Here is a 23,313-nt window from a genome sequence, read left to right as displayed (position 1 = left end):
GTGACAGTAAGAAAGCAAGAGGCAAGAGGTACTCATGCAAAAGTTTATTCTTCCCTATTCCCTATTCCCTATTGCCTATTCCCTGTTCCCTATAATGTAAGATTAAGAGAAGAACAAATTAAAAACTACTAAAAATGACACTCGCCCAAACTCCAAATTCCACCACTTCAAGTAATCCTTTACTATCACTTAAATATGAAAGTGCCTTAGAATCATTAGGTAATGATTACTATGATGAAGTCGCAGCCGAGGAATTTCCTCAACACATTTTGCGCTGGCGTAATAATGCAATTTTACCACGCTTAGGACTTGAAGCAACAACAGTAAAAGACGAAGATTTTATTCACGCATTTGGTAAATTTCAAAGCAGAAAACCATTTTTAGCATTGCGTTATCACGGTTATCAATTTGGTGAATATAACCCCCATTTAGGTGATGGTAGAGGTTTTCTATACGGACAAGTTAGGGGAATAGATGGGGAATTATATGATTTTGGGACAAAAGGTTCAGGAAGAACACCATACTCCCGTGGTGGTGATGGAATGCTCACTCTGAAAGGAGGAGTCAGAGAAGTTTTAGCAGCAGAAGCATTACATCGTTTAGGTGTGAAAACTTCCCGCTGTTTAAGTATGATTGAAACCGGGTTAAGTTTATGGCGTGGTGATGAACCTTCTCCCACTCGTTCCTCAGTCATGATGAGAATGAGTAAATCTCATATTCGGTTTGGAACTTTTGAAAGATTGCATTATTTGAAACGTCCTGATTTAACTCAGAAATTGTTAGATCATGTGATTGATCAATATTACCCAAACTTGAAAAATGAAGATGATAAATATGCTTTATTTTATGCTGAATTAGTCAAAAGAGTAGCTGATTTAGTAGCGCAATGGATGGCGGCGGGTTTTTGTCATGCAGTTTTAAATACTGATAATATGTCAATTACCGGGGAAAGTTTTGATTATGGTCCCTATGCTTTTATTCCTACTTATGATTTATACTTTACTGCTGCCTATTTCGATTATTATCGCCGCTATTGTTACGGACAGCAACCAAGTATTTGTCATCTGAATTTAGAAATGTTACAAGAACCATTAAAAGCAATCATTGATATTCGTGATTTACAGCATGGTTTAGGAAAGTTTGCTGAATACTATCATCAGGAATATCGAAATTTAATGTTGAAAAAGTTAGGTTTTGAAGATGGTAGTTTAGCGGAAGGTGATGATTTATTAGATTTGACAGTTACTTTTTTGAAAGATAGTCAAATTAATTATCATCAATTTTTTGCAGATATGGCGCGGACTTTTTCTATGAAATGGCGTGATGAACCAGGTTTAGTGATGAATGGTCCTGATATTGTCCCATCTGTAGGTTCATCAAATATTTTTGATAATTGGTGTCTGCTTTATCATAAAATCCTGAATAATTTTGATCCTGAAGAAATGCAGACAATTTCTCAAAAATTGAATAAATATAATCCCCAAGCAAATTTATTAAGACCGGTGATTGAGTCAATTTGGAAACCAATTACAGAAGAGGATAATTGGCAACCTTTTTATGATTTAGTCAAACAATTTCAATCAAACGTTTGATTGACATTCTGATGGTTAAACAGGTGTAATTTCAGTTAACATTTGTCAGAGTGATAACTAGAGATTGCACCAAAAGAGTGATCAGTATTCACTTGAATGACTAAATCAACTTTCGAGGATATTAATAATGGCTTGATCAATAATTCTGGATGTAATGAACGCCAAAAGTAATTGACAAATTCCTCGATTTGTGAATCATTCATGCCGGATTTACCAGCAACAATCATTTTTCTTTCAGCTTGTTTACGCCATTCTAAAGAACAACGATAATCGCTGGGATCAAGTGCTATCAAGCTATCTAAGCGTTGCCATAGTGGTAAATAAGCTTGCAGTTGGTGATTCATGTCACAAGCAAAAGCCCGATCATCATCTGTGATAATGGGGGGTGGTGCGGTAGTAAAAGCTTGGGGATCAATGGGTAGTACACCCACAAACCAACCTTCAAACAGGACTATATCAACATTGGTGACAATTTCTGGGGTAGTGCGATCGCCAGCACCAGAGTAAGCAGATTTATCGAAGCGGGGAACTGTCACAGGACTGTTGCCTTGACGAATTTGATCGAGTACACTTAAACCTAAGTCAATATCGTGAGTTCCTGGTGGACCACGCCAAATCAAACGGGGATCTTGCTGCATTAAAGTCAAGCGATCGCTGTATGTTTTGTATAAGTCATCCAAAGATAAACTTAAAGTAGAGTATCCCAACTCCTGGAGAATCAAACAGAGAATCCGGGACATTGTGGTTTTACCAGTACCTTGTCCACCTAAAATCCCCTGAATGAAAGGTCTGCCTAACTTTTGTCGCTGGGATGCAATTTTCATTCCCAACGGTAGCCATAAATCCCACAATACCTGTAACATAGCCTGAATGGGAATTTGCAGGTTATTTTCACAAAATTGGCTAAAAGCAGGGAAAACCGATTTCAGTAGATGCGATCGCTCTTGAATCACTTGAGTTACATTGTCGGGGGTAATATTAAAAACCTTTGCCCTCACAGGATCAGCCAGTGTTGTTGCTTGTGCTAACACTTGCCAATCAGCATCTATTTCACCTGTGAGCAAAAATTCATTTAGCCAATCACTGAGCATAACTAGCACCCATTACCAAAATAACTGGATCAATTGATAATTGACAATTGACAATTGATAATGGTTTCATTCCCGGTTTAAAACCTCCCCTTATCAGGGGAAAAACCAAAAAATTCCGCTTTTTCAATTCTCTGACTTGAACCGAAGAGGTAATTGTCAACTGTTCATTGTTAATTGTCCATTATTGAAATTTTACGAACCTAGCTTAAAGGCTTCTAAGAATAGACTGTAGATGAAACCAACTTTCAGAAGGTTCAGAGTTTCCACCCACAGAGCTTGTCTAGCTAAAAAGCTGCGACTGTAAAAAATCCTGCTGGTGATCTCTGTTAGTAGAACTAAAAAAGCAGCGGCCACCATATCCAATTCTGCCCTTTGTCCAGCAGTAGTAGACACAGCCGAACCCAGAAAAAAACCAAATAACCAACTGATTAAAAGTAAGGATAAGCGCCGCCAAGGATTAACAAACCATTGCTCCACACTCCTAGCAATGGTAATGAATAGGTTGTTAAGACGAGTATTTTGCATATAGGGGACTGGGGACTGGTGACTGGGAACTGGTGACTGGTGACTGGGGACTGGGGACTGGTGACTGGGTAATGGGTAATTAATTATATTTTTCCCAATCACCACTGAAAAAAATCTTATCTCTAAAAAGTATGATTATGACATCTTCTATGTATCGCAATTTGGCAGTAATAACTTTTGCATTAGGACTACTAGGACTTGTAGCCGGATGTTTAGGACTAAGTGTATCCTTTGAGCCTGAGCAGCCAGACATTTTATCAAAACTGACAGATCAAACCGCTACATTAGAAAAAGAGACAAACTCACCAAGTGCGTCAAAGAAAGTTCTATCTGCTAGTACAACTAATGTCGCCAGTGCAACCAGCAAGCAATCAGAAAAACCCATTACAGAAAATTCCTCTGCTCAAAGCAAAAGCGCAGGAAGTTTGCGAATGAGCAATAAAACAGATCAACCTGTACGTTTAGCTCTCTTAGCGCGACATCCTACAGTTAACAATACCTCAGCCAATAAAAATAAATATAATGTTCCGGCACATTGGGATTTTGATCCCCAAGAAGGTAGTGACAAAGGTTTAATTTTATCTCTCCCAGAGGGTAACTTAAAACTAAACAAAGGAGATATTTTAGTCGCCTTTGCTCAAGATGGCTCTCGACGCTATTGGGGTCCTTATGTTGTTGGGGAAACTCCCTCACCAAAATGGAATCCCCAAACCGAAGAATGGGAATTAATATTAATTCCTTAATGGGTACCCTGTCACCTATTCCCTATTCCCTCATCTAAATTAACAAAACTTATGGGAAACTAACAAATTCAACTATTTTGGTAAAGAAATTTATCAAAGAATTGCAGACAAAATTCAAAAAGTTATCAAAGGACAATCATTAGCTATTAGAAAATTATCCCAGAACAGGTAAAACCACTTTAGAGGTTGTTTCAAAAGTTTTTTATTGTCGCAAATACGGTAGGTTTACCCACACCCCACACTCTAGCTGTGATCTGAGAACAAAATATAACTAATAAACGACTTTTGAATTATTGTGTTTATGGGAAAGACACAATTTACCGTGTCTGTGAATATGGATTTATGAGGTTAAAATTGAGCGATCGCCCTTCTGTTAACCAATGGTTGAAAAAAATCAAAGAACGTCCAGCCCCTGCTGTGACGACTATTGCCATCCTCTGGTTGCTGTTGATTAACTTCATAGCTTTTGGCTGGAATTTAGGCAATGTCGGCTTAGTTGACGAAACAGAGCCACTGTTCGCCGAAGCTTCCCGGCAAATGCTAGTTACAGGAGATTGGATCACACCGTTTTTTAATGGTGAAACTCGGTTTGACAAACCAGCCTTAATTTATTGGTGTCAAGCGATCGCCTACTCTATGATGGGCGTAAACGAATGGGCAGCACGCATACCCTCAGCACTAGCCGCCACCGGTGTTACAGCTTTATCGTTCTACATTGTGCAGTGGCATTTTGCCAAAAAAGATCAACTAGAACAAACAGCAAACCCCAGCCGTCGTTACCTCACAGCCGCCCTAGCATCAGCTATCATGGCACTCAACCCAGAAATGATAGTTTGGGGAAGAATCGGTGTATCTGATATGTTACTCACCGGTTGTATAGCCTCCGCCTTACTATGTTTCTTTTTGGGATACGCTCAAAATTCCACCCCCTCCCGCTTCCCTAATAAATGGTATTTAGCCAGTTATGTTTTGATGGGTGGAGCAATTTTAACCAAAGGACCAGTCGGCATAGTTTTACCAGGTTTCATCATGATCGCCTTTGCCCTATACTTAGGCAAATTCTGGCAACTATGGCGAGAAATGCGCCCAATTTTCGGACTATTCCTAGTCTTCCTCGTATCTGCTCCCTGGTATATCTTGGTGACTTGGCGCAATGGCTGGAATTTCATCAATGCCTTTTTTGGCTATCACAACATAGAACGCTTTACAGAGGTAGTTAACGGTCACTCAGCGCCTTGGTATTTTTACTTTTTAGTCGTGTTATTGGGTTTTGCACCATATTCAGTTTTTATCCCTGCGGCCATAGCTAAATTCAAATTTTGGGAAAAGAAGCAGCGATCGCACTTTCTCAACCAAGAACGTTCTCAACACTTAGGTTTATTTGCCTGTTTTTGGTTTTTAGGTGTATTTGGCTTTTTCACCATCGCTGTCACCAAACTTCCCAGTTATGTATTACCTTTAATGCCAGCCGCAGCTATTCTGGTAGCTTTATTTTGGAGTGATTTATTTTCCCACACCCAAACTGATAAATCTTTTAAATCTTTCCGCATCAGCAGTTCGGTAAACGTTGCCTTTTTATCCACAATAGCAGTCGCCTTATTTAACCTCTTCAAATTAGTAGGAACAGATCCCGCCGCACCTGAACTTTACCAACAAATTCAAAATTCAGGTTTAACAAATTGGGGGGGTATAATTTGGCTAGTTACAGCTATTATTATCGCCGCTTTCATATTAATTCGTAGTTTCCGTCCCATCATCGCTATTAATATTGTGGGATTTGTGGCATTTTTAGCAATTGTTTTAATGCCAGCATTATTTATGATGGATGCACAAAGACAAGCACCTTTAAGACAATTATCTGTACTTGCTGTGGAAGAAAAACAACCTCATGAAGAATTAGTCATGGTAGGTTTCAAAAAACCAACAGTAACTTTCTACTCACAAAAAAAAGTCACTTACCTTTCTGCTCCACAAGAAGCTTTAGATTATATTCACACTCAAGCAGCCAAAAAAACTAATCCACCATCATTACTACTTTTAGCCGAACATAAAAAGTTGATAGAAATGGAATTACCACCAGATAAGTATAAAGATATCGCCACCAAAGGAGCTTATAATTTGATTCGCATTCCCTTTCAACGAATTAAACAAGATAGAAAAGAAAAAATGAAAATTTCTTAATTCGTCAACAAGGGAATAGATAATTAGGGGTTGCTGAGAAAGTCTTGTCGTGATGACAGGTGACAGTTTCAAGAGTTGGATAGGAACAATTTTTCCTTTGAGTAGGAATTAAATGCAAGGCTTTTAAGTTTCCACCCCGTAAAAGCTTGCACTTTTTTTACCTGAAAACAGATCAAACCCTTTACCTGTAATCTTTTCATGTTTATTCAGCAACCCCTAATTATCAATTGTCAATTGTCAATTATCAATCACCCCTTTCCTAAAGCTTGATTAATTTGATTTAATAAGTCTGCCATTGAAATCGAATGAGGCAGTCTCTGAATAGCGATACTTTCGGGGACTTCTCCCAACAGATAATCATTATTTTGATTATTTTGGGTTTTATCAATGGCTGTATTTACCTGATTTAATTTTTTATCAATTACCAAAATTGGAGGTAATTTAAAAGATAAATCTGACAAAGCTTTTAACGCTTCTTGTGCTTCTTTATCAGCAGCAGATTCTCCCAAACCAATTAATAGTAAATCAACACTTTGATGGCGAATTTGTTGCAAAACTTCAGTCCAAGAGTTACCCATAGCAGCTTTAAAACCAGCAGTTTGTAAATACTGAATTAAAGCTTGAAACCACTCATATCCCCTTTGATTATTCTGTGCAGAATAACCCATTTCCTGATCATTTGTGAGTGTTTGGTTAACATCTTGTACAGCAGATTTCTTTTCTAACCTATAACCCTTAGCAGGCTTGCGTTTTATCTGTGGTAAATCACCAAACTTAGCCAAATCAACCACTAAAATATTAGGAGGACAGCCAATATTAGAAGCTATTTCCAACACCGATAATAAAGGATCTGGTTTGCCGTTGCTATTGAGATTTTCCCCACCCAATGGCGTTAAGCAAGGAAATACACCCAATCCTGGTATTTGGGAAGCTGCCAAGGTTGTGGCTACATCACAAGTCACTAAAGGCAATTTTGCTAACCTTTGGTACTTCGTCAAGTGTTGCAGATAATGTTGGGCATTAGAACTGTCAACATCCAACAAAATGACATCAAACTGCCACACCCGCGCTAAAATTTCTGCTTGATCTAAATCATCTACTTCAATGACTCGATGTTCACGCAGGGAGGGTTGGGGATTAACAGACTCTAATTGTGGATTCACCAACCGCAGAATCCGCAACGGAGTTTTTTCCGGTACAATATCGCTATTTGTTAAACCTACCTGCTGAACTTCTGGTGTAGCACACAATCTTTCTAGGATGGGTACTAAAGCTTGATGTTCCACTGGCAAACTCAAGAAAGCATCAGCCCTGTTAGCATAAGCGTGTTCTTTTTCTGCCCCCGTAGCGGTGATAATCACAGGAATATGGCGAGTTGCACTATCGGATTTTAGTAAAGTCAGTACATCCCAACCAGAAAGCAGGGGTAATAAGGGATTCAAAAATATCGTTTTTGGTTGCAAGCGCCGCGCTTTTTCTAATGCTTCTGTCCCGGAACGCGCAATCACCACCCGATAACCTAAACCTTTCAGATGTTGGGTTAGGTCTTCTATATATCGCGCTACTGCCTCAACTACTAATATTAACCTTTGAGAAGAAATCGGTTGATGTATTTCTAAATTTCCCCCCTCGGATTCAGAAAAGCTGGTTTTGGGAGGAGAAGGAGGTAATAACAATGTAAACTGGCTACCTTTACCTTCACGAGACAAAAAGCTCACATCTCCACCATGTAATCGAGCTAAAGCTCTAGTTAATACTAACCCTAAACCAGTGCCTTCAAATTGGCGAGTTAGGGGATTTTCTAACTGTTGGAATTTTTGAAAGATTAAATGTTGTTGATGTTCAGGAATACCAATACCTGTATCCCACACTGTAAAAGCAATCCATCCTTCCCAGCGATTTACCCGCAACCCAAGTTCCCCAGTGGTTTCAGTGAATTTAAAAGCGTTGGAAAGTAAGTGTACCAGCATTTGCCGCAAGCGTAATTCATCTGCTACCATCTCCTTTAAACCAGGTTCAATGGTCAGGCTGAATTGGTGATCATGTGAAAAATCGGTGCTTTTGCTCGGTTGACTGTGAAGTGTTCTGGCTTCTGATAAAGCGCGATCGCACACTTCTCGAATCTGTACCAGCGATGGAGTCAGTTCCATCTGTCCCGTTTCCATCCGCGTCAAATCTAAAATGTCATTCACCACACTCATCAAATGACGGCCACTTTGATGAATCAAACCCGCATAACGTGCTTGTCTTTCGTTCAGTTCTCCTAATTGTTGATCTGCCAGTAATCTTGACAAGCCTAAAACTGCTGTCAACGGCGTTTTTAATTCATGGCTAATACAAGCTAGAAACTCATCTTTTAACCGATTAAGTTGAATTAAATCAGCATTTTTAGCTGCCAATTCTTTAAAAAGCTGTTGTTGTTCGGTCACATCCGTAGCTAAAACCAACCACAGATTATCAGTGAAATTTGCTGAATTATTAGTTGAGTTGACAACTTCTGCATCACCGCCCCCAACTTTTAATTCAGGACTATCCAAGAGGATTTTAGCAAACTGCCAAATTCGCTCTTGACCATTTTGCACCTGCACAACACAAGTACAACTACCTTGTTTAGCATCCAAATAGCAATGACTGGATGTAGCATTTGTTTTTCCTTGCTGCTCCTGCATCATTGCTAAAACCGATGTGGAGTGAGGTGCTTGACTGCTTGTAGGCAAGTTATGACCTCTGGCTTCTGGCATCAGCGTCACAGCATCTTCAGTTGCACCCTTGCTAATATCAGAATAAACCTTGAATGTTTGTCGATGGATATATTCTGGGTCTTCACGCCTGACAGGAGATAGGATAGTTTCTACTTGTAGCCTAATTCCTTCTGGATCTTTCAAAACTCCCAATTGTTGCCACCAAGCAGGATTTTGTGTTAAAACTTCACCGGTGCTTGTTTGCAACATTAAAGGCCAAGGCAGTCTTTCCAATAAATGCACTAAAGCGTTATATCTTAGTGATTGATGTTGATTCTGCTTATAAGAGCGATTTTTTCTTCTAGTATTATTTTCCGTCGTCCTAGCAACTTTAGAGGCAATTGTAACTTTATTTTTAGCTAAAAAGCTGAGTAGGCGTAGGTTATCTAGCAGACCTAAAAATTTACCATCTGCATCAATCAACGCCCAATCTAAATTTTTATTTTTTTGGTTTTGTTGGTGACGTAAAAACAAACTTAATTTATCCAGTGGTTCAGAAGCTGGTATGGTTTTGATGGGCGAAATCAGACTAGGACTCAAAGTTGAAATTGATTGCTGTAGATTTAAAAACGTTTCACCACTGGCTGCTGTTAATAATTTTGGGATTAAACGGGCAGAATACAATAATCCTATGGGACTTTGTTGTTGATTTACCACTACCAAGCGATCGCACTGTTCTTTCTCCAAAATCTCCAGCACCACTGCCAGAGTGCTTGTTTGGGAGCAACTGGGTACGGTTGCTAGAAAGTCATAAAGCGGGTACTGTAGCATTAACATAAGGCTTAGGGGATCTTTCTTCCTGTAATTGCCTCTGGCATCAACATCTGCCAAAGTGCTGATATTTTTCAGGCCTGAAGCCATATCCTCCTAAAAGACGCATAAAATCTTTTCTAGAGATACTGTAAATCTATCCCAGCAATTCACTCACTTTGATCAGCAATTTCCCAATTTCATCATTCCCAGAGCAGTTATACTTGAATGTGCCACTCTTGTGAATGAGTAAACAACCAGCATCTTACTGGTATGGAAACTCCTGATCGATAGTTACAGCTAAAACAATTATCGCTCCAAAGATTCTTTTAGAACCTTGAGGAATTATAATGATTTAAAATGAAACCATACTTTAAATTTGTTTATGCATCTTATCAAGGAGTACAATGGAAAAATCTATATGCCCATAGATAGACATTTATAGATCATCAGATTAGCTACCACACATTCTCTGTTGAACGCTTCACCGATTACCTACTAAGTTATATCACTGACGGACAAAACCAGTTAGGAATTGGTAATTTCTCAATAATTTTTGACAAAAGGCGTTCTTTACCCTGATTTTACTGAAAAGTTTTTATCAAACTGAATCAGCACTGAAGCGACACTCTCAGCGTTCATCATATATAAACAATAAATGTTATTACCTATATTATTGATTTGTCCAGCAATTCTTAAGAAATATTTATATAATGCTGATGCGGCAAATACCCAAGCTGGTTTAATCGGGCAGTGCAGGAATTTGATTGATGAGATTTTTTCTCAATTATTTGGGTTGCCGCTGACTGCTACCACTCCTATCAACGGACAATTTTCACACAATAGGATGCAGTTAAATAACAATCTATCAGGGAAGCATCTTAATAAGAATAATCATGTATTGGCGTGTAATGAACAGAAAAGCCAGCAATGGTTTCAAGAAATGAGTCCATCGGAAAAGCAGGAACTATTAGCGAACCTCAAATCTGATTACCGGAAAATTCTCATCAACTATTTTATCACAGACAAAACTCTCAAAACTGCAATTGATAAATTCATCAACACCTTATTTTATGCTAATATTCCTGTGCCACAAATTATAGAAATTCACATGGAACTGATTGACGAATTTTCCAAACAGCTAAAATTAGAAGGCAGGAGTGATGAAACATTACTAGATTACAGGCTGACCTTGATAGATATTCTGGCACATTTGTGTGAAGTATATAGATGTTCTATGTCTAAAATGAACTGAGATAAATTCATGCTATCTTGGATTTTGACTCAGGAGTGAAAGAGTAAGAGTCAAAGATTAACAGGATTAATTTTTAAATTGTTTAAGATTAATCCTATGGCAACAGGCATCTGTTATTAGTTTCAACAAATGCGTCAGCCTATTTTGTATTCCTATTCTCATATCTAAACTGTAAATTTATGAATAAAGCCAAAAAAACCTATGTTCTCAAGCTGTATGTCGCCGGGAACACACCCAACTCCGTGCGAGCATTAAACACACTCAAAAACATATTAGAACAGGAGTTTCAAGGAGTTTATGCCTTAAAAGTAATTGATGTTCTCAAAAACCCACAATTGGCAGAAGAAGACAAAATTTTAGCCACACCGACATTATCAAAGATTTTGCCCCCTCCCGTTCGCAAAATCATAGGTGATCTTTCAGACAGAGAAAGAGTTTTAATCGGTTTAGACTTACTTTATGAAGAATTAAATGAAGAAGACTGGGAACAGTAACATATAGCAGTTAGCATTCAGCAGTCAGTATTCAGCTGTTTAAAACTCTTGACCCTAGTAAAGAACATTTTTTCATAAAAACTCTGTACAGACTTTAGGAATTTAAAAAATCGGGTTAAAGACCTATATAATCAACAATGAGTGACCAAGAGCAACAAGAACAACAAAAACCAGCAAGTGGTGGTGTAGAGAAAATTCGCACCATGATTGAGGGATTTGACGATATTAGTCATGGCGGTTTACCAGTGGGTAGAACAACCTTAGTCAGCGGTACATCTGGTACTGGAAAAACCTTATTATCTCTGCAATTTCTTTATAATGGTATCACCTACTTTGATGAACCAGGAGTATTTGTTACCTTCGAGGAATCACCCAGCGACATTATTAAAAACGCCCATATTTTTGGCTGGAATTTACAAAAACTAATTGAAGAAGGGAAACTGTTTATCCTCGACGCTTCCCCCGATCCCGAAGGGCAAGATATTGTGGGGAATTTTGACCTTTCCGCCTTAATTGAGCGATTACAATATGCTATTCGCAAATACAAAGCTCATCGTGTTTCCATTGACTCCATTACCGCAGTCTTCCAACAATATGAAGCCGTGGGAGTAGTGCGGCGCGAGATATTCCGGCTCGTAGCGCGTCTTAAACAATTATACGTCACTACAATCATCACCACAGAACGGGGAGAAGAATATGGACCAGTAGCTTCTTTTGGGGTAGAAGAATTTGTTTCTGACAACGTGGTAATTGTGCGTAACGTTTTAGAAGGAGAACGCCGCCGCCGCACCATAGAAATTCTCAAATTGCGCGGTACAACCCACATGAAAGGTGAATATCCATTTACAATCACCAATGCCGGAGTTAATATATTCCCCTTGGGAGCAATGCGGTTAACACAAAGATCCTCAAATGTCCGTGTATCTTCAGGAGTTAGCACCCTAGATGAAATGTGTGGTGGTGGTTTCTTCAAAGATTCGATTATTTTAGCCACAGGAGCTACAGGTACTGGTAAAACTCTCTTAGTCAGCAAATTTATTCAAGATGGTTGTGTCAGCGGTGAGAGAGCCATATTATTTGCTTATGAAGAATCCCGCGCTCAACTTTCTCGAAATGCTTATTCTTGGGGAATTGACTTTGAGGAATTAGAACACCAAGGTTTATTAAAAATAATTTGTACCTATCCTGAATCAACTGGATTAGAAGATCACTTACAAATTATTAAATCAGAAATTGCCGATTTTAAACCAGCCCGGATTGCTATTGACTCCCTTTCAGCATTGGCTAGAGGCGTAAGTAATAATGCTTTTCGCCAATTTGTGATTGGGGTAACAGGTTATGCCAAACAAGAAGAAATTACAGGCTTCTTTACCAATACCAGTGACCAATTTATGGGGTCACATTCCATTACAGATTCTCATATTTCCACGATTACTGACACAATTATTATGTTGCAGTACGTAGAAATTCATGGAGAAATGTCACGGGCAATCAACGTCTTTAAAATGCGGGGTTCGTGGCACGATAAAGGGATTAGGGAGTACAATATTACGGCTGATGGACCTAATATTAAAGATTCCTTCCGTAATTACGAGAGAATTGTCAGTGGAGCGCCTAGCCGCGTTAGCATAGACGAAAAGGCGGAACTTTCTCGCATTGTTAAACGTTTTGAAGACAAATAAACTGCTAAATCCCGAAAGAAGCTAAATTCGGTATATAGTATATTATTTGCTTCATTTAGCATCATGTTATATTCTGTGAGAAGACAAGTTTTCTGCCGCTAAATGGTTTTTCGTGTGAGGGGATGCGGTGAAAGGACAACAAATATTATTTCATAGTTTCTTACCTGGTGTAACAGCAGCAGTATTAACAACTCAGTCGGCTTGGGCTGGAACAGTCAAAGTTGATGAGGTAAAGCTGGTGTCTTCTCCTAGTGTCTTAACTGCAACTGATGTTAAAAACTCAGTTGTGGACATCAATAGGCAAATGCCCATTACTGCGGTTGATAATTCTCCAGCTTTTGTGCCTACCCTGGCTTTCAGTAAACTCAGTGATCAGCCTGTGGCTAATCAGAGTGTGACAGAAATTACTGCGGTTCAAACTACAAATGTACCAACAGAAAAAAGCCCGAAAACAGTTTTACCGATTTCATTCACTGAATTAAAAGTAGCACGGTTGACAGAAGTCAATAAATGTTTACAGGCAGAACAGAAAAGCCAAGCAGCTTTGCTCCTAACCCCAAGCACCTGTTCTACAAAAAAAGCTAATTTGGCAACATTAGCTCAAGTGACTACGCCCAGTGAATCAGAAAAGCCTAATACTTCACAGCCTCCTGCTCAGAATACAGAAAATGTAACACCTGTTCCCGCAAGTTCTACGGAGACACCACTGGAAAACCTGAATCCTAGTCCTAATCCTCTGGTATTTCCTACTAAACCAGAGGAAGTGAAACTTCAGGAAACTCAGCCGATTACTTTAGAACAGGCTCTAGAATTGGCAAAGCGTAATAGTAATGAACTCCAGGTAGCTGTTTTGCAGTTGGAAAGCAGTAAAGCTGCTCTCAAAGAAGCTCAAGCTGCTTTGCTGCCAACTTTAAGTGTGAATGGTACAATCAGTAACAGCCGTAGCACTAACAGCACACTGGCAGCTAAACAAGCACAGAGGTTAAATCCTAATGCACCTGACGCTGAATCTAATAGCAGTTTCGATAGTCAAGCGCAACTGAGATATGACCTTTACACATCTGGGAGACGGAACGCAGCGATTAAAGAAGCTGAAGAACAGGTACGTTTTCAGGAATTGGATGTAGAAAGACAGGCTGAGGAAATTCGCTTAAATGTCGCCACAGATTACTATGCTTTGCAACAAGCAGATGAAAATGTGCGGATTTCTCGATCAGCAGTCGAAAATTCTCAGGCTAGTTTGCGAGATGCTTTGGCTTTAGAAAGGGCTGGAGTGGGTACAAGATTCGATGTGTTGCGATCGCAAGTGAATTTAGCCAATGCCCAACAAGACTTAACTAATGCCCTTTCTCAGCAAATCATTGCTCGGCGACGGTTAGCGGTGAGATTAAATCTGTCCCAGTCCGCAAATATTAGTGCGGCTGATCCTGTACAATTAGCTGGCCTTTGGGAAAGAAGCCTAGAAGATAGCATTGTCTTGGCTTATCAAAACCGTCCCGAATTACAACAACAGTTGGCACGGAGAAACATCAGTGAACAACGTAGAAAACAAGCTTTAGCATCTTTGGGACCACAAATAAGCTTACTAGCCAGCTATGACTTGCTAGATGTGTTTAATGATAATGTCAACGTCAGTGACGGTTATTCTGTGGGAGTGCGAGCCACTTTGAATTTATATGATGGTGGTGCTGCAAGAGCAAGAGCAGCCCAGGCTAAAGCTAATATGGCAGTTGAGGAAACTCGATTTGGACAACAACGCAACGAAATTCGCTTTCAAGTAGAACAAGCTTATTCTACCCAACTCGCTAACTTGGAAAACGTGCAAACTGCTAATGCTGCTCTAGAACAAGCCAAAGAATCATTAAGATTAGCGCGTTTACGTTTTCAAGCTGGTGTAGGTACTCAAACTGACGTGATTAACGCAGAAAATGAACTCACAAGATCCGAAGGTAATCGCATTCGCGCCATTTTGGATTACAATCGTGCCTTGACAGAGTTACAACGCTTCGTCACCTCCAGAGCTTTTCAGAAGTAAACAAATATAGCAGAAGTCAGTAGGGGCAATCCCCCCGTGGTTGCCCCTTTTCAGAAGTAAACAAATATAGCAGAAGTCAGTAGGGGCAATCCCCCCGTGGTTGCCCCAGGAGTCAGGAGTCAGGAGTAAAACCCTTTTATAGTAAGAGTTTCATGATTAATTGATGTCCTAACTACTCTGTCTACGGCTATAAAAATTGTTTACAAGCCCCAAAAAGCCTCATTACCAGTTATTACACTGAAAAATGAGGCTTTTTAGTTAAAAACGCTATATTGTTACAGGGGACTGGTGAGACGGGGAAGAATATTAACTTTTGCCTATTGCCTATTGCCTCTTGCCTCTTGCCTTCTGTTCCCTGTTCCCTGTTCCCTGTTCCCTACCATGACTAATAACTAATAACTAATAACTAATAACTAATGACTAAAATCACATCACAAGAAATAGCCCAATTTCGCTCTCAATTAGCAGATGATATTCAAGCAATGGAAGCATTAGACTTGATAGAAGACTGTGAGGGAGACTTAGAAGATGCAGCCATGACCCTGGCTATTAAAGCGGGACAAGAACCTGGTAGAACAAATTCTGAATGGTTAGACGCTTTAGCAAAAAAATGGCGTGCTGTTATCTGCGAACAAGAATATAGAGATAATTTATTAAATGGTTCAATTTCTGGGATGATGTCAAACCTGAGAAGTATTCCAGAGTTTCCCAAAATTTTGGCAACACCAGTTTTGATATATGTCCTCAAGCAAGGTGTAAATAATTTCTGTGAACCTTTAGATTCTTTAAAATAATATTTGGTGCTGAATCTGTCGTTGAACCAGTGCTGATATTCTGTTAATTAAAGATAATTAAAGAAACCCTGTTTTATATAACTTTTTTAGACCAATGAATTACCTTGTCGCCGTATTATCAGACCGTATCCAAGCTGAATCTGCTTACTTAGGCTTAGAAAAAGAAGGGATAAATAGCACTATCCTGGGTAGAGGATACAAAACCGCTGATGAGTTTGGTTTAATAGACCCCAAAGAAGAAGCGAAAAAACAAGTACGCTTGATGGCATTCTGGTTAATACCATTCGGCTTTTTTGCTGGTTTTACCTTCAGTCTCATCACTGGTTTAGATACCTTTGCTTGGGCTGGTGAAATCGGTAATCATGTCATTGGTGGTTTACTGGGTGCTGGTAGCGGTGCTATGGGTAGTGTGTTTGTTGGTGGTGGTGTGGGTTTAGTTGCCGGCAGTGGCGATGCTTTACCCTACCGTAACCGCTTGGATGCTGGTAAATATTTAATTGTGGTTCAAGGTTCAGAAACTCTGACTCGCCAAGCTACCCGCATTTTACGTCAATATGACCCTGAAAATATCCAAGGTTATGCTGAAAATGGGTAATAGGTAATAGGTAATTGGTAATGGGTAATTCATAATTCCTAATTTTTCCCAATCACCAATCACCAGTCACCAATCACCAATCACCAATCACCAATCACCATGTTACCAAGAGAAGAACTTTTAAAAGGTGTTGAAAACCGCGATAGTATCGCCCGTGTAATTGACCAAGCAGAACAGGCTATAAAGACCTGGGAAGTTGTTGTAACGGATTTTTTATCTCCGCCGGAGTTAGCAGAAATTCAAAGGGTTTTTAGCCGGTTAACAGAGGTGCATTTAGTAGCCTGGGGTGGATATCCTCAAGCTGAAAGACAAAGAGTGGCGATCGCCCGTTCTGAACTTCCTTTAGATTCATCTCAAGTTGCTATTACTGCTTTAGAAATTGCTGGTAATTTTCTGTTTGATACTGCTACCCATCGTGATTTTTTAGGCGCAATGTTGGGTACAGGAATTGTCAGGGAAAAAACCGGAGATATTATTATTTTGGGGGAAAGAGGAGCGCAAGCAATTGTAGTTCCTGAACTGGTAGAATTTTTAGAAATGAATTTAAAACAGGTGCGTTCTGTGCCTGTGAAAACTCAACCTATTGATATTAACGAATTAAAAATTAGAGAACCGAAAAAGAAAGAATTAACTACAGTAGAAGCTTCTTTAAGATTAGATGCGATCGCCTCTGCTGGTTTTGGGATGTCTCGTAATAAAATGGTTGATTTAATTGACTCTGGTGATGTGCGGGTAAATTGGAAAGAAATTACTCAAGCGAGTTCGCAAGTCAAAACCGGAGATTTAATAGCAATTCGTGGAAAAGGACGTTTAGAAGTTGGCGAAATTGCCGTGACTAAAAAAGAACGTTACCGCGTGCAATTAACCAGATATATGTAGTCAATTGATAATTGATAATTGATAATTGATAATTACGAATTACTAAATTATGAATTATCAATTACGAATTACGAATTATTCTTAAACTGTTTTGCTATTGCGCTTACCAAAGATTCTCTGGGTAAAAAGCGGTGCATATTGACAATGATTTTATTTGCTAAACCACCGCTAACTACATTTGAATCACCTTTTTCTAAACCTTGTAAAGCATCTTTGACAACTTCTTCAGGAGTGGCTATTTTATTATTTGCAGATGCTAAATTTTCAGGAAACTTAGCTTCAATGAAAAAGTCTGTTTCTGTTGGACCTGGACAAACTACTAAAACTTTCACCCCATAATCTTTATTTTCCGCCCACAAAGCTTCACTAAAACTGATAACAAATGCCTTAGTTGCAGCATAAACAGAAATATAAGGCATTGGTTGAAAGCCGGCAATTGAGGATACATTAATAATACTACCAGAACGAAGTTGACGCATTAAAGGTAGAAATTTGTGAGTTAAATCTACCAACGCCATAATATTTAATTGAATCATTTTTTGTTGCCGTTCTCCATCCCGTTCGGCAAAATCTCCATAGTCACCAAAACCAGCATTATTAACTAACAAATCAATTGTTATTTCTCGGTTATTAATAAAATCAAAAACTTCATTAGTAGCATTAGTTTCTGTCAAATCTTTGGCTATAACTTCAACTTTTACTTGATGTTTTTGTTCTAATTTTTTCGCTATTTGTTTAAGTTTTTCCTCTGAACGAGCAACGAGAACAAGATTTGTTTTGCGTGCTGCTAATTCTTCAGCAAAAGCTTTACCTATTCCACCTGACGCACCAGTAATTAAAGCTGTTGACATTTTGATATTATCTGATTTATTCCTTCACCTTTACTTATCGTAGCAAACCAGCCTAGCGATTGTGTGGAGATGGGAAAATTTTTTTGGGAATCCTTGTATTATTTCTAGTCAGAACAGGGAATACTAGATTTAGAGAGATTTAGTCAGTTCTGGGTGTGATTATGTTCGGTAAAATCAAATTTGCGGCTTTTTTCATCGCAGGTACAGCAGGAGTTATATGGGTTGTCAATTTACCATATCCCATGATCCGCAAACCTGTAGCACAGGTAGCACCCATTCTGCTGTTACCTAGTTTTATGAGTATGGATCATAACTACCGGGGTGCGATAGATGCTTTAGAACAAGCGGATCAATTAATTAGTCGAGCAACCAGCACTGCGGATATTGAACTGGGTGGAGAAAAAGTTAAAGCAGCAAAAAAACATTTAGATAATTTACCAGTGTGGTTTTTGGGTTATTATCCTCAGCGTTATTGTACTTTGTTTAGTTGTAGTTGGCAATTTACCTTAGATGAATTTCAACAGGCCAGAGAACGAGTAGCAAGATTAGACGCTGTAGTTTTTCAAGACAAAAATGCTATAGTTCCCTTTAATGAAGCGAAAAATTCTCTAGAAACTGCAAAACAACAATATGCACAAGCTAAAGATACAAAAGAGCGAGAAACAGCTATTGCTAATTGGCAAATTGCTATAGATAAATTAGATCAAATTTCTCAACAAACATTAGCAGGAAAAACAGCCCAAAGGCAACTTATAGCCTACAAACGAGACTTTGAAAATGCGCGGATTAGTAGTTTTATTACTGCTGCCCAAGAATTTGATTTAGAAGCTCAAAAAATCCAACCAACAAATTCTCAAGTGGCTGCGGAATTATGGCAACAGGCAATTTCTAGACTGGAAAGAGTGCCAAATGAAAATCCTCAATATGTGGATGCACAAAAATTAATTGCTTCCTATCAAGTTAAACAAAAAACTGTAATTGATCCACGTAGTACCACATTGATTGCAGCAGCAAAACAATATGCTCTAGCAGCAGCCCAAGCTTCTCAAAATCCACCTCATACTGTCCAAAAATGGGAACAAATTGCAGATTTATGGAAAAAGGCAATTCAACAATTAGAAAATGTGCAAGTTTCCGAAACCAGTTATGTAGAAGCACAAAAGTTAATTGCACAATATCAAACGAATTTGGGAACTATTCAAAATCGTCGTCAAGCGGAAAGCGAGGGTAAGGAAATTCTCGATGCAGCTAATAAAGAAATTCAAAGTTTGATTGCTTCACCACCCAGTAATAAAAATGAAGCTAAGGCGGAAATTATTAAAGTTATGAATCAATTGAGTAATGTAAAATCAGGGACAACTTCATATAATGAAGCACAAAGATTATTGAAATTGGCAGATAATCAGGTTAAGAAACTTCAATGATTAATGATAGATGAAGATGGGAATTGAATGATGAATGCTCAAACAAAACAACTGGAAAGAGAAAGATTACTCAAAGTAGCACAGGAATATCGTCAAAAAGGCTATGAGGTGATAATTTCACCCAGGCAAGAAGAATTACCTGAGTTTCTTAAAGACTATCGCTACCTACCTGACATGATAGTACGTCGCGGAGAAGATGCCGCTGTCATTGAAGTAAAATCACGTCGTTCTATGATGTCATCTGCATCAAATTTCAAAAGATTAGCAGAGGTAATAAACGCCCATCCTGGGTGGAGATTAGAATTAATAATGACTAATCCAGATGATGAATTTTATTCATATAAACTCGAAGATTCTCTAGAAGCAGATGAAATAAAATCAAGATTACAAATAGCTAAACAACTGACAAATAATTATCCAGAAGCAGCGATGCTTGTTATTTGGTCTTTAGCTGAAGCAACTCTCAGACTTCTTTTGGAACACGAAGGTTTGATGTTGCAGAAACTAGAATCACCATTGCATTTATTAAAGTTGTTAGCAACTGAGGGTATTATTTCTCAAACTGACTACCAATTACTGGTAAATAATTTTCAGTCAAGAAATGCGATCGCTCACGGTTTCAAAACTACTTCACTAACTATAAACTCTGTACTTGAACTTATTGAAGTTATAGAGCAGTTATTAAACTTACTAAATGCTGATAGTACAGCATAAACAATAACATTAATTCTTTCTCCTGACTCCTGACTCCTTTGATTTGTTCTTGTTAAGAAATATTAATCTTTTCTTCTCAAACCTAAATAGAACCTAAATAAATACAGTCTTTCCAATTTCACAATTCATAATAGGATGGGTAACTGGCTAAGGTATTACAGTGGTTGGTATTGTTATTGTTTCGCACAGTAAACAATTGGCTCTGGGAGTACAGGAACTAGCTGCACAGATGGTTCAAGGAAAAATTCCCCTCGCTGTAGCAGCAGGTGTTGATGATCCAGAACACCCACTAGGTACAGATGCGATCAAGGTTTATGAAGCGATCGCCTCTGTATTCTCAGATGATGGTGTTCTCGTGCTGATGGATTTGGGTAGTGCTTTAATGAGTGCGGAAATGGCTCTGGAGTTTCTAACCCCAGAACAGCGAGAAAAAATCTATTTATGTGCAGCGCCATTAGTAGAAGGCGCTATTGCTGCTGTTGTTGCTGCTGCTGCTGGCAAAAACATCCAGCAAGTGATCACGGAAGCACAAGGGGCATTAATAGCAAAAGCAACTCAGTTAAATTTAGTCACCAGTCCATTATCAGACATCAGTACACAAACTGGTAATACAGCAGCAATTCCTACCCAGGAAATTCGCCTCAAAATCACTAACCGCTTGGGTTTACACGCTCGTCCTGCTGCTCAGTTTGTAGCTACTGCATCCCGGTTTCAATCTCAAATCAAAGTACAAAATTTAACTAGAAATACAGAAGCGGTCAGAGGTGACAGTATTAACCAAGTTGCTACTTTGGGAGTACGTCAAGGACATGAATTGCTGATAACTGCTACTGGTATGGATGCTCAGGAGGCACTCAGAGCTTTACAAGGATTGATTATTAACAACTTTGGTGAAGATAATAGCATCATAAAGCTACCAGCCCCCCGTGAGGAAGTTACTGCGCCCACTGAAGGAGAACTGAGAGGAATTGCTGCTTCTGCGGGAATAGCGATCGCCCCATTAATTTATTATCAATCTGTCACCATCCCAATTACAGAATATCACATAGAAAACGTTGAAATCGAGTGGCACAGATTACAATCTGCTATCCAAATAGCTAAACAGGAAATTGCTTCTTTACTTTCTCATACATCAATACAAATTGGTGACGCGGAAGCGGCTATTTTTGATGCCCATCTGTTATTTTTAGCAGATCCAGTCATGCTAGAAGCCGCACGTCAACATATTGTGGAAAAACGCCTTAATGCAGAAGTAGCTTGGCAAGCTGTAGTCGATGAAGTAGCAAATTCTTACCGTAAACTGGAAGATGCTTATTTACAAGAACGAGTAGATGATGTAGTTGATGTCGGGCGTAGGGTGTTAAGAATTTTACTTGGTAGTCTGCCCACTGACTTGCACATCACAGAACCATCAATTATTGTCGGTACAGATTTAAGTCCCTCAGATACCGCTAAACTCGATCCTACCAAAGTATTAGGCATTTGTATGACTTCTGGGAGTGCAACTTCCCATAGTGCTATTATCGCCCGCACATTAGGCATTCCAGCGGTTGTGGGTGTAGCTCCTCAAGTGTTAACCTTAGAAAGCGGTACTTTGATCGCAATTGATGGGGAAAGCGGTAAGGTTTGGGTAGCACCACCAGCAGAAACATTAACTGCCCTAGAAGCCAAACGTCAAACATGGCAAACCGCCCAAGCCGAAGCGAAAGCTAAAGCACATCAGCCAGCGATTACCCGTGATGGTCGGAGAATACAAATTTTTGCTAATATTGGTAGTATTGCCGATGGCAAAGCCGCTGTCAGTCATGGTGCAGAAGGTGTGGGTTTACTGCGTACAGAGTTCTTGTATCTGGAAAAAACAAAAGCACCCACAGAAGAGGAACAATTACAAGTTTATCAGGCTATAGGTGAGGTTTTAGACCAGCGTCCCTTAATTATTCGTACCCTGGATGTGGGTGGAGATAAACCACTTCCTTATCTGAGTCACCCTAGTGAAGAAGCTAACCCCTTCTTAGGTGTGCGGGGAATACGTTTCTGTTTAGAAAATCCTCAATTCTTAAAAACTCAATTAAGGGCAATTTTACGCGCCAGTGCCGGAAATAATATCAAAATTATGTGGCCAATGATTGCCACGTTAACAGAATTACGAGCAGCTAAAGCAATTTTAACCGAAGTGCAAACAGAACTGCGACAAGCGGGAATAGCTTTTGATGAAAAAATGGCAGTGGGAATGATGATAGAGACACCCGCAGCAGTAGCTATTGCTGATCAGTTAGCTAGGGAAGTTGACTTTTTTAGTATAGGTACAAATGATTTAAGTCAGTATGTGATGGCAGGCGATCGCACTAATCCCAAAGTAGCAACTTTAGCCGATGCCTTGCAACCTGCGGTATTACGCATGATTCACCAAACTGTAGAAGTTGCCCATGCTGCTAATATTTGGGTGGGGTTGTGTGGAGAAGTGGCCGCAGAAACCTTAGTAGCACCCATTTTATTAGGTTTGGGATTAGATGAATTAAGTGTCAATCCCCAAGCTATAGCATCATTAAAACAAGCTATTTCCCATTTAACCATCTCAGAAGCCCAAGCGATCGCATCTGTGGCATTACAACAAGATTCAGCCACCAGTGTCAGGGAATTAGTTTATCCCATCGGCTGAAAGATACAACATCAAATATACAAAATCACAAAAAGGAGACGTTTCTGGGTAACGTCTCTACGGCAATAAGAATATCTAAGTCGGGCTTGCTGATAGCGGAGCGTGGCGTAAGTCATATAAACTCTAAATCCAGATCAATCAAAGGTTTGGAGTTGATAAACAAGAAAATAGGTGCAAGGTTTTTGAAGGTAAGAGTTGCAAAATGGATCATTTTGATACAGATAGCCCTTTCCTCTTGCCTCTTGCCTCCCCCCACGAAAAGGCCTTTTCATCAAACCTTCAGTCAATATTCTTTGGTTTTTAGATCA

Annotated in this window: 17 protein-coding genes; 13 read left to right on the top strand and 4 right to left on the bottom strand. The window is 39.2% G+C overall.

Features of this window, described 5'->3' with window-relative positions; translation table 11 throughout:
- The first annotated feature begins 134 nt into the window (after window positions 1–134).
- Window positions 135–1,592 carry a YdiU family protein gene (locus tag IQ237_RS11480; RefSeq protein WP_194055207.1) on the top strand — a complete coding sequence of 486 codons (1,458 nt, stop codon included), beginning with the start codon at window positions 135–137 and terminating at the stop codon, window positions 1,590–1,592.
- 35 nt (window positions 1,593–1,627) lie between these two features.
- Here the strand turns inward: IQ237_RS11480 and IQ237_RS11475 are convergent, their stop codons facing one another.
- Window positions 1,628–2,683 carry a glycerate kinase gene (locus IQ237_RS11475; RefSeq protein WP_194055205.1) on the bottom strand — a complete coding sequence of 352 codons (1,056 nt, stop codon included), beginning with the start codon at window positions 2,681–2,683 and terminating at the stop codon, window positions 1,628–1,630.
- A gap of 192 nt (window positions 2,684–2,875) precedes the next feature.
- On the bottom strand, window positions 2,876–3,208 hold the full coding sequence (locus IQ237_RS11470) for a DUF565 domain-containing protein (RefSeq protein ID WP_194055203.1): 333 nt from the start codon (window positions 3,206–3,208) through the stop codon (window positions 2,876–2,878).
- Window positions 3,209–3,345: 137 nt separating this feature from the next.
- Between IQ237_RS11470 and IQ237_RS11465 the strand changes: the two genes are divergently transcribed.
- A complete protein-coding gene (locus IQ237_RS11465; RefSeq protein WP_194055201.1) occupies window positions 3,346–3,951 on the top strand; it encodes a hypothetical protein in 606 nt (201 codons plus the stop codon).
- Window positions 3,952–4,293: 342 nt separating this feature from the next.
- Window positions 4,294–6,132: a glycosyltransferase family 39 protein gene (locus tag IQ237_RS11460; protein WP_194055199.1), complete on the top strand. Its 1,839-nt coding sequence runs from the start codon at window positions 4,294–4,296 to the stop codon at window positions 6,130–6,132.
- A 248-nt stretch (window positions 6,133–6,380) separates the two neighbouring features.
- On the opposite strand, the gene IQ237_RS11455 is transcribed toward IQ237_RS11460, so the two are convergent.
- Complete coding sequence (locus tag IQ237_RS11455; protein WP_194055291.1) at window positions 6,381–9,650, bottom strand: ATP-binding protein; 3,270 nt, start codon at window positions 9,648–9,650, stop codon at window positions 6,381–6,383.
- 631 nt (window positions 9,651–10,281) lie between these two features.
- Here IQ237_RS11455 and IQ237_RS11450 point away from each other — a divergent pair.
- From IQ237_RS11450 to IQ237_RS11420, 7 genes are all read left to right on the top strand, one after another.
- The gene (locus tag IQ237_RS11450) at window positions 10,282–10,878 is read left to right on the top strand and encodes a KaiA family protein (protein ID WP_194055197.1); all 597 of its coding nucleotides are present in this window, start codon (window positions 10,282–10,284) and stop codon (window positions 10,876–10,878) included.
- A 179-nt stretch (window positions 10,879–11,057) separates the two neighbouring features.
- On the top strand, window positions 11,058–11,372 hold the full coding sequence (kaiB, locus tag IQ237_RS11445; protein WP_194055195.1) for a circadian clock protein KaiB: 315 nt from the start codon (window positions 11,058–11,060) through the stop codon (window positions 11,370–11,372).
- Window positions 11,373–11,509: 137 nt separating this feature from the next.
- Window positions 11,510–13,054: a circadian clock protein KaiC gene (gene kaiC / locus IQ237_RS11440; protein ID WP_187038728.1), complete on the top strand. Its 1,545-nt coding sequence runs from the start codon at window positions 11,510–11,512 to the stop codon at window positions 13,052–13,054.
- A gap of 127 nt (window positions 13,055–13,181) precedes the next feature.
- Window positions 13,182–15,089: a TolC family protein gene (locus IQ237_RS11435; RefSeq protein WP_194055193.1), complete on the top strand. Its 1,908-nt coding sequence runs from the start codon at window positions 13,182–13,184 to the stop codon at window positions 15,087–15,089.
- A gap of 416 nt (window positions 15,090–15,505) precedes the next feature.
- A complete protein-coding gene (locus IQ237_RS11430) occupies window positions 15,506–15,883 on the top strand; it encodes a hypothetical protein (RefSeq protein WP_137666272.1) in 378 nt (125 codons plus the stop codon).
- 94 nt (window positions 15,884–15,977) lie between these two features.
- Window positions 15,978–16,478, top strand: a complete 501-nt coding sequence (locus tag IQ237_RS11425) for a hypothetical protein (protein WP_194055191.1) — start codon at window positions 15,978–15,980, stop codon at window positions 16,476–16,478.
- Window positions 16,479–16,577: 99 nt separating this feature from the next.
- The gene (locus tag IQ237_RS11420) at window positions 16,578–17,357 is read left to right on the top strand and encodes a photosystem II S4 domain protein (RefSeq protein WP_194055189.1); all 780 of its coding nucleotides are present in this window, start codon (window positions 16,578–16,580) and stop codon (window positions 17,355–17,357) included.
- Window positions 17,358–17,425: 68 nt separating this feature from the next.
- Here IQ237_RS11420 and IQ237_RS11415 read toward each other — a convergent pair whose 3' ends face one another.
- Complete coding sequence (locus tag IQ237_RS11415; protein WP_194055187.1) at window positions 17,426–18,208, bottom strand: SDR family oxidoreductase; 783 nt, start codon at window positions 18,206–18,208, stop codon at window positions 17,426–17,428.
- 161 nt (window positions 18,209–18,369) lie between these two features.
- On the opposite strand from IQ237_RS11415, the gene IQ237_RS11410 reads away from it, so the two are divergent.
- The 3 genes from IQ237_RS11410 (at window position 18,370) to ptsP (ending at window position 23,005) form a co-directional block, all read left to right on the top strand.
- The gene (locus IQ237_RS11410) at window positions 18,370–19,632 is read left to right on the top strand and encodes a hypothetical protein (protein WP_194055185.1); all 1,263 of its coding nucleotides are present in this window, start codon (window positions 18,370–18,372) and stop codon (window positions 19,630–19,632) included.
- A 30-nt stretch (window positions 19,633–19,662) separates the two neighbouring features.
- A complete protein-coding gene (locus IQ237_RS11405) occupies window positions 19,663–20,346 on the top strand; it encodes a hypothetical protein (RefSeq protein WP_194055183.1) in 684 nt (227 codons plus the stop codon).
- A 160-nt stretch (window positions 20,347–20,506) separates the two neighbouring features.
- The gene (ptsP, locus tag IQ237_RS11400; RefSeq protein WP_194055181.1) at window positions 20,507–23,005 is read left to right on the top strand and encodes a phosphoenolpyruvate--protein phosphotransferase; all 2,499 of its coding nucleotides are present in this window, start codon (window positions 20,507–20,509) and stop codon (window positions 23,003–23,005) included.
- The last annotated feature ends 308 nt before the right edge of the window (window positions 23,006–23,313 follow it).

The sequence above is a fragment of the Sphaerospermopsis sp. LEGE 08334 genome (genome assembly GCF_015207205.1).
In the GTDB taxonomy this organism is placed as follows: domain Bacteria; phylum Cyanobacteriota; class Cyanobacteriia; order Cyanobacteriales; family Nostocaceae; genus Sphaerospermopsis.
Note: the sequence above shows the minus strand (reverse complement) of the source record. Positions and strands in the feature narration are given on the sequence as shown.

Excerpts from the sequence above, each read along its gene's own strand:
- IQ237_RS11430 (WP_137666272.1), top strand. The coding sequence starts at position 15,506 with ATGACTAAAATCACATCACAAGAAATAGCCCAATTTCGCTCTCAATTA.
- IQ237_RS11415 (WP_194055187.1), bottom strand. The coding sequence starts at position 18,208 with ATGTCAACAGCTTTAATTACTGGTGCGTCAGGTGGAATAGGTAAAGCT.
- IQ237_RS11460 (WP_194055199.1), top strand. The coding sequence starts at position 4,294 with ATGAGGTTAAAATTGAGCGATCGCCCTTCTGTTAACCAATGGTTGAAA.
- IQ237_RS11405 (WP_194055183.1), top strand. The coding sequence starts at position 19,663 with ATGAATGCTCAAACAAAACAACTGGAAAGAGAAAGATTACTCAAAGTA.
- IQ237_RS11475 (WP_194055205.1), bottom strand. The coding sequence starts at position 2,683 with ATGCTCAGTGATTGGCTAAATGAATTTTTGCTCACAGGTGAAATAGAT.
- IQ237_RS11470 (WP_194055203.1), bottom strand. The coding sequence starts at position 3,208 with ATGCAAAATACTCGTCTTAACAACCTATTCATTACCATTGCTAGGAGT.
- IQ237_RS11450 (WP_194055197.1), top strand. The coding sequence starts at position 10,282 with ATGTTATTACCTATATTATTGATTTGTCCAGCAATTCTTAAGAAATAT.
- IQ237_RS11410 (WP_194055185.1), top strand. The coding sequence starts at position 18,370 with ATGTTCGGTAAAATCAAATTTGCGGCTTTTTTCATCGCAGGTACAGCA.
- IQ237_RS11420 (WP_194055189.1), top strand. The coding sequence starts at position 16,578 with ATGTTACCAAGAGAAGAACTTTTAAAAGGTGTTGAAAACCGCGATAGT.
- kaiB (WP_194055195.1), top strand. The coding sequence starts at position 11,058 with ATGAATAAAGCCAAAAAAACCTATGTTCTCAAGCTGTATGTCGCCGGG.
- IQ237_RS11455 (WP_194055291.1), bottom strand. The coding sequence starts at position 9,650 with ATGTTAATGCTACAGTACCCGCTTTATGACTTTCTAGCAACCGTACCC.
- IQ237_RS11425 (WP_194055191.1), top strand. The coding sequence starts at position 15,978 with ATGAATTACCTTGTCGCCGTATTATCAGACCGTATCCAAGCTGAATCT.
- IQ237_RS11480 (WP_194055207.1), top strand. The coding sequence starts at position 135 with ATGACACTCGCCCAAACTCCAAATTCCACCACTTCAAGTAATCCTTTA.
- kaiC (WP_187038728.1), top strand. The coding sequence starts at position 11,510 with ATGAGTGACCAAGAGCAACAAGAACAACAAAAACCAGCAAGTGGTGGT.
- IQ237_RS11465 (WP_194055201.1), top strand. The coding sequence starts at position 3,346 with ATGACATCTTCTATGTATCGCAATTTGGCAGTAATAACTTTTGCATTA.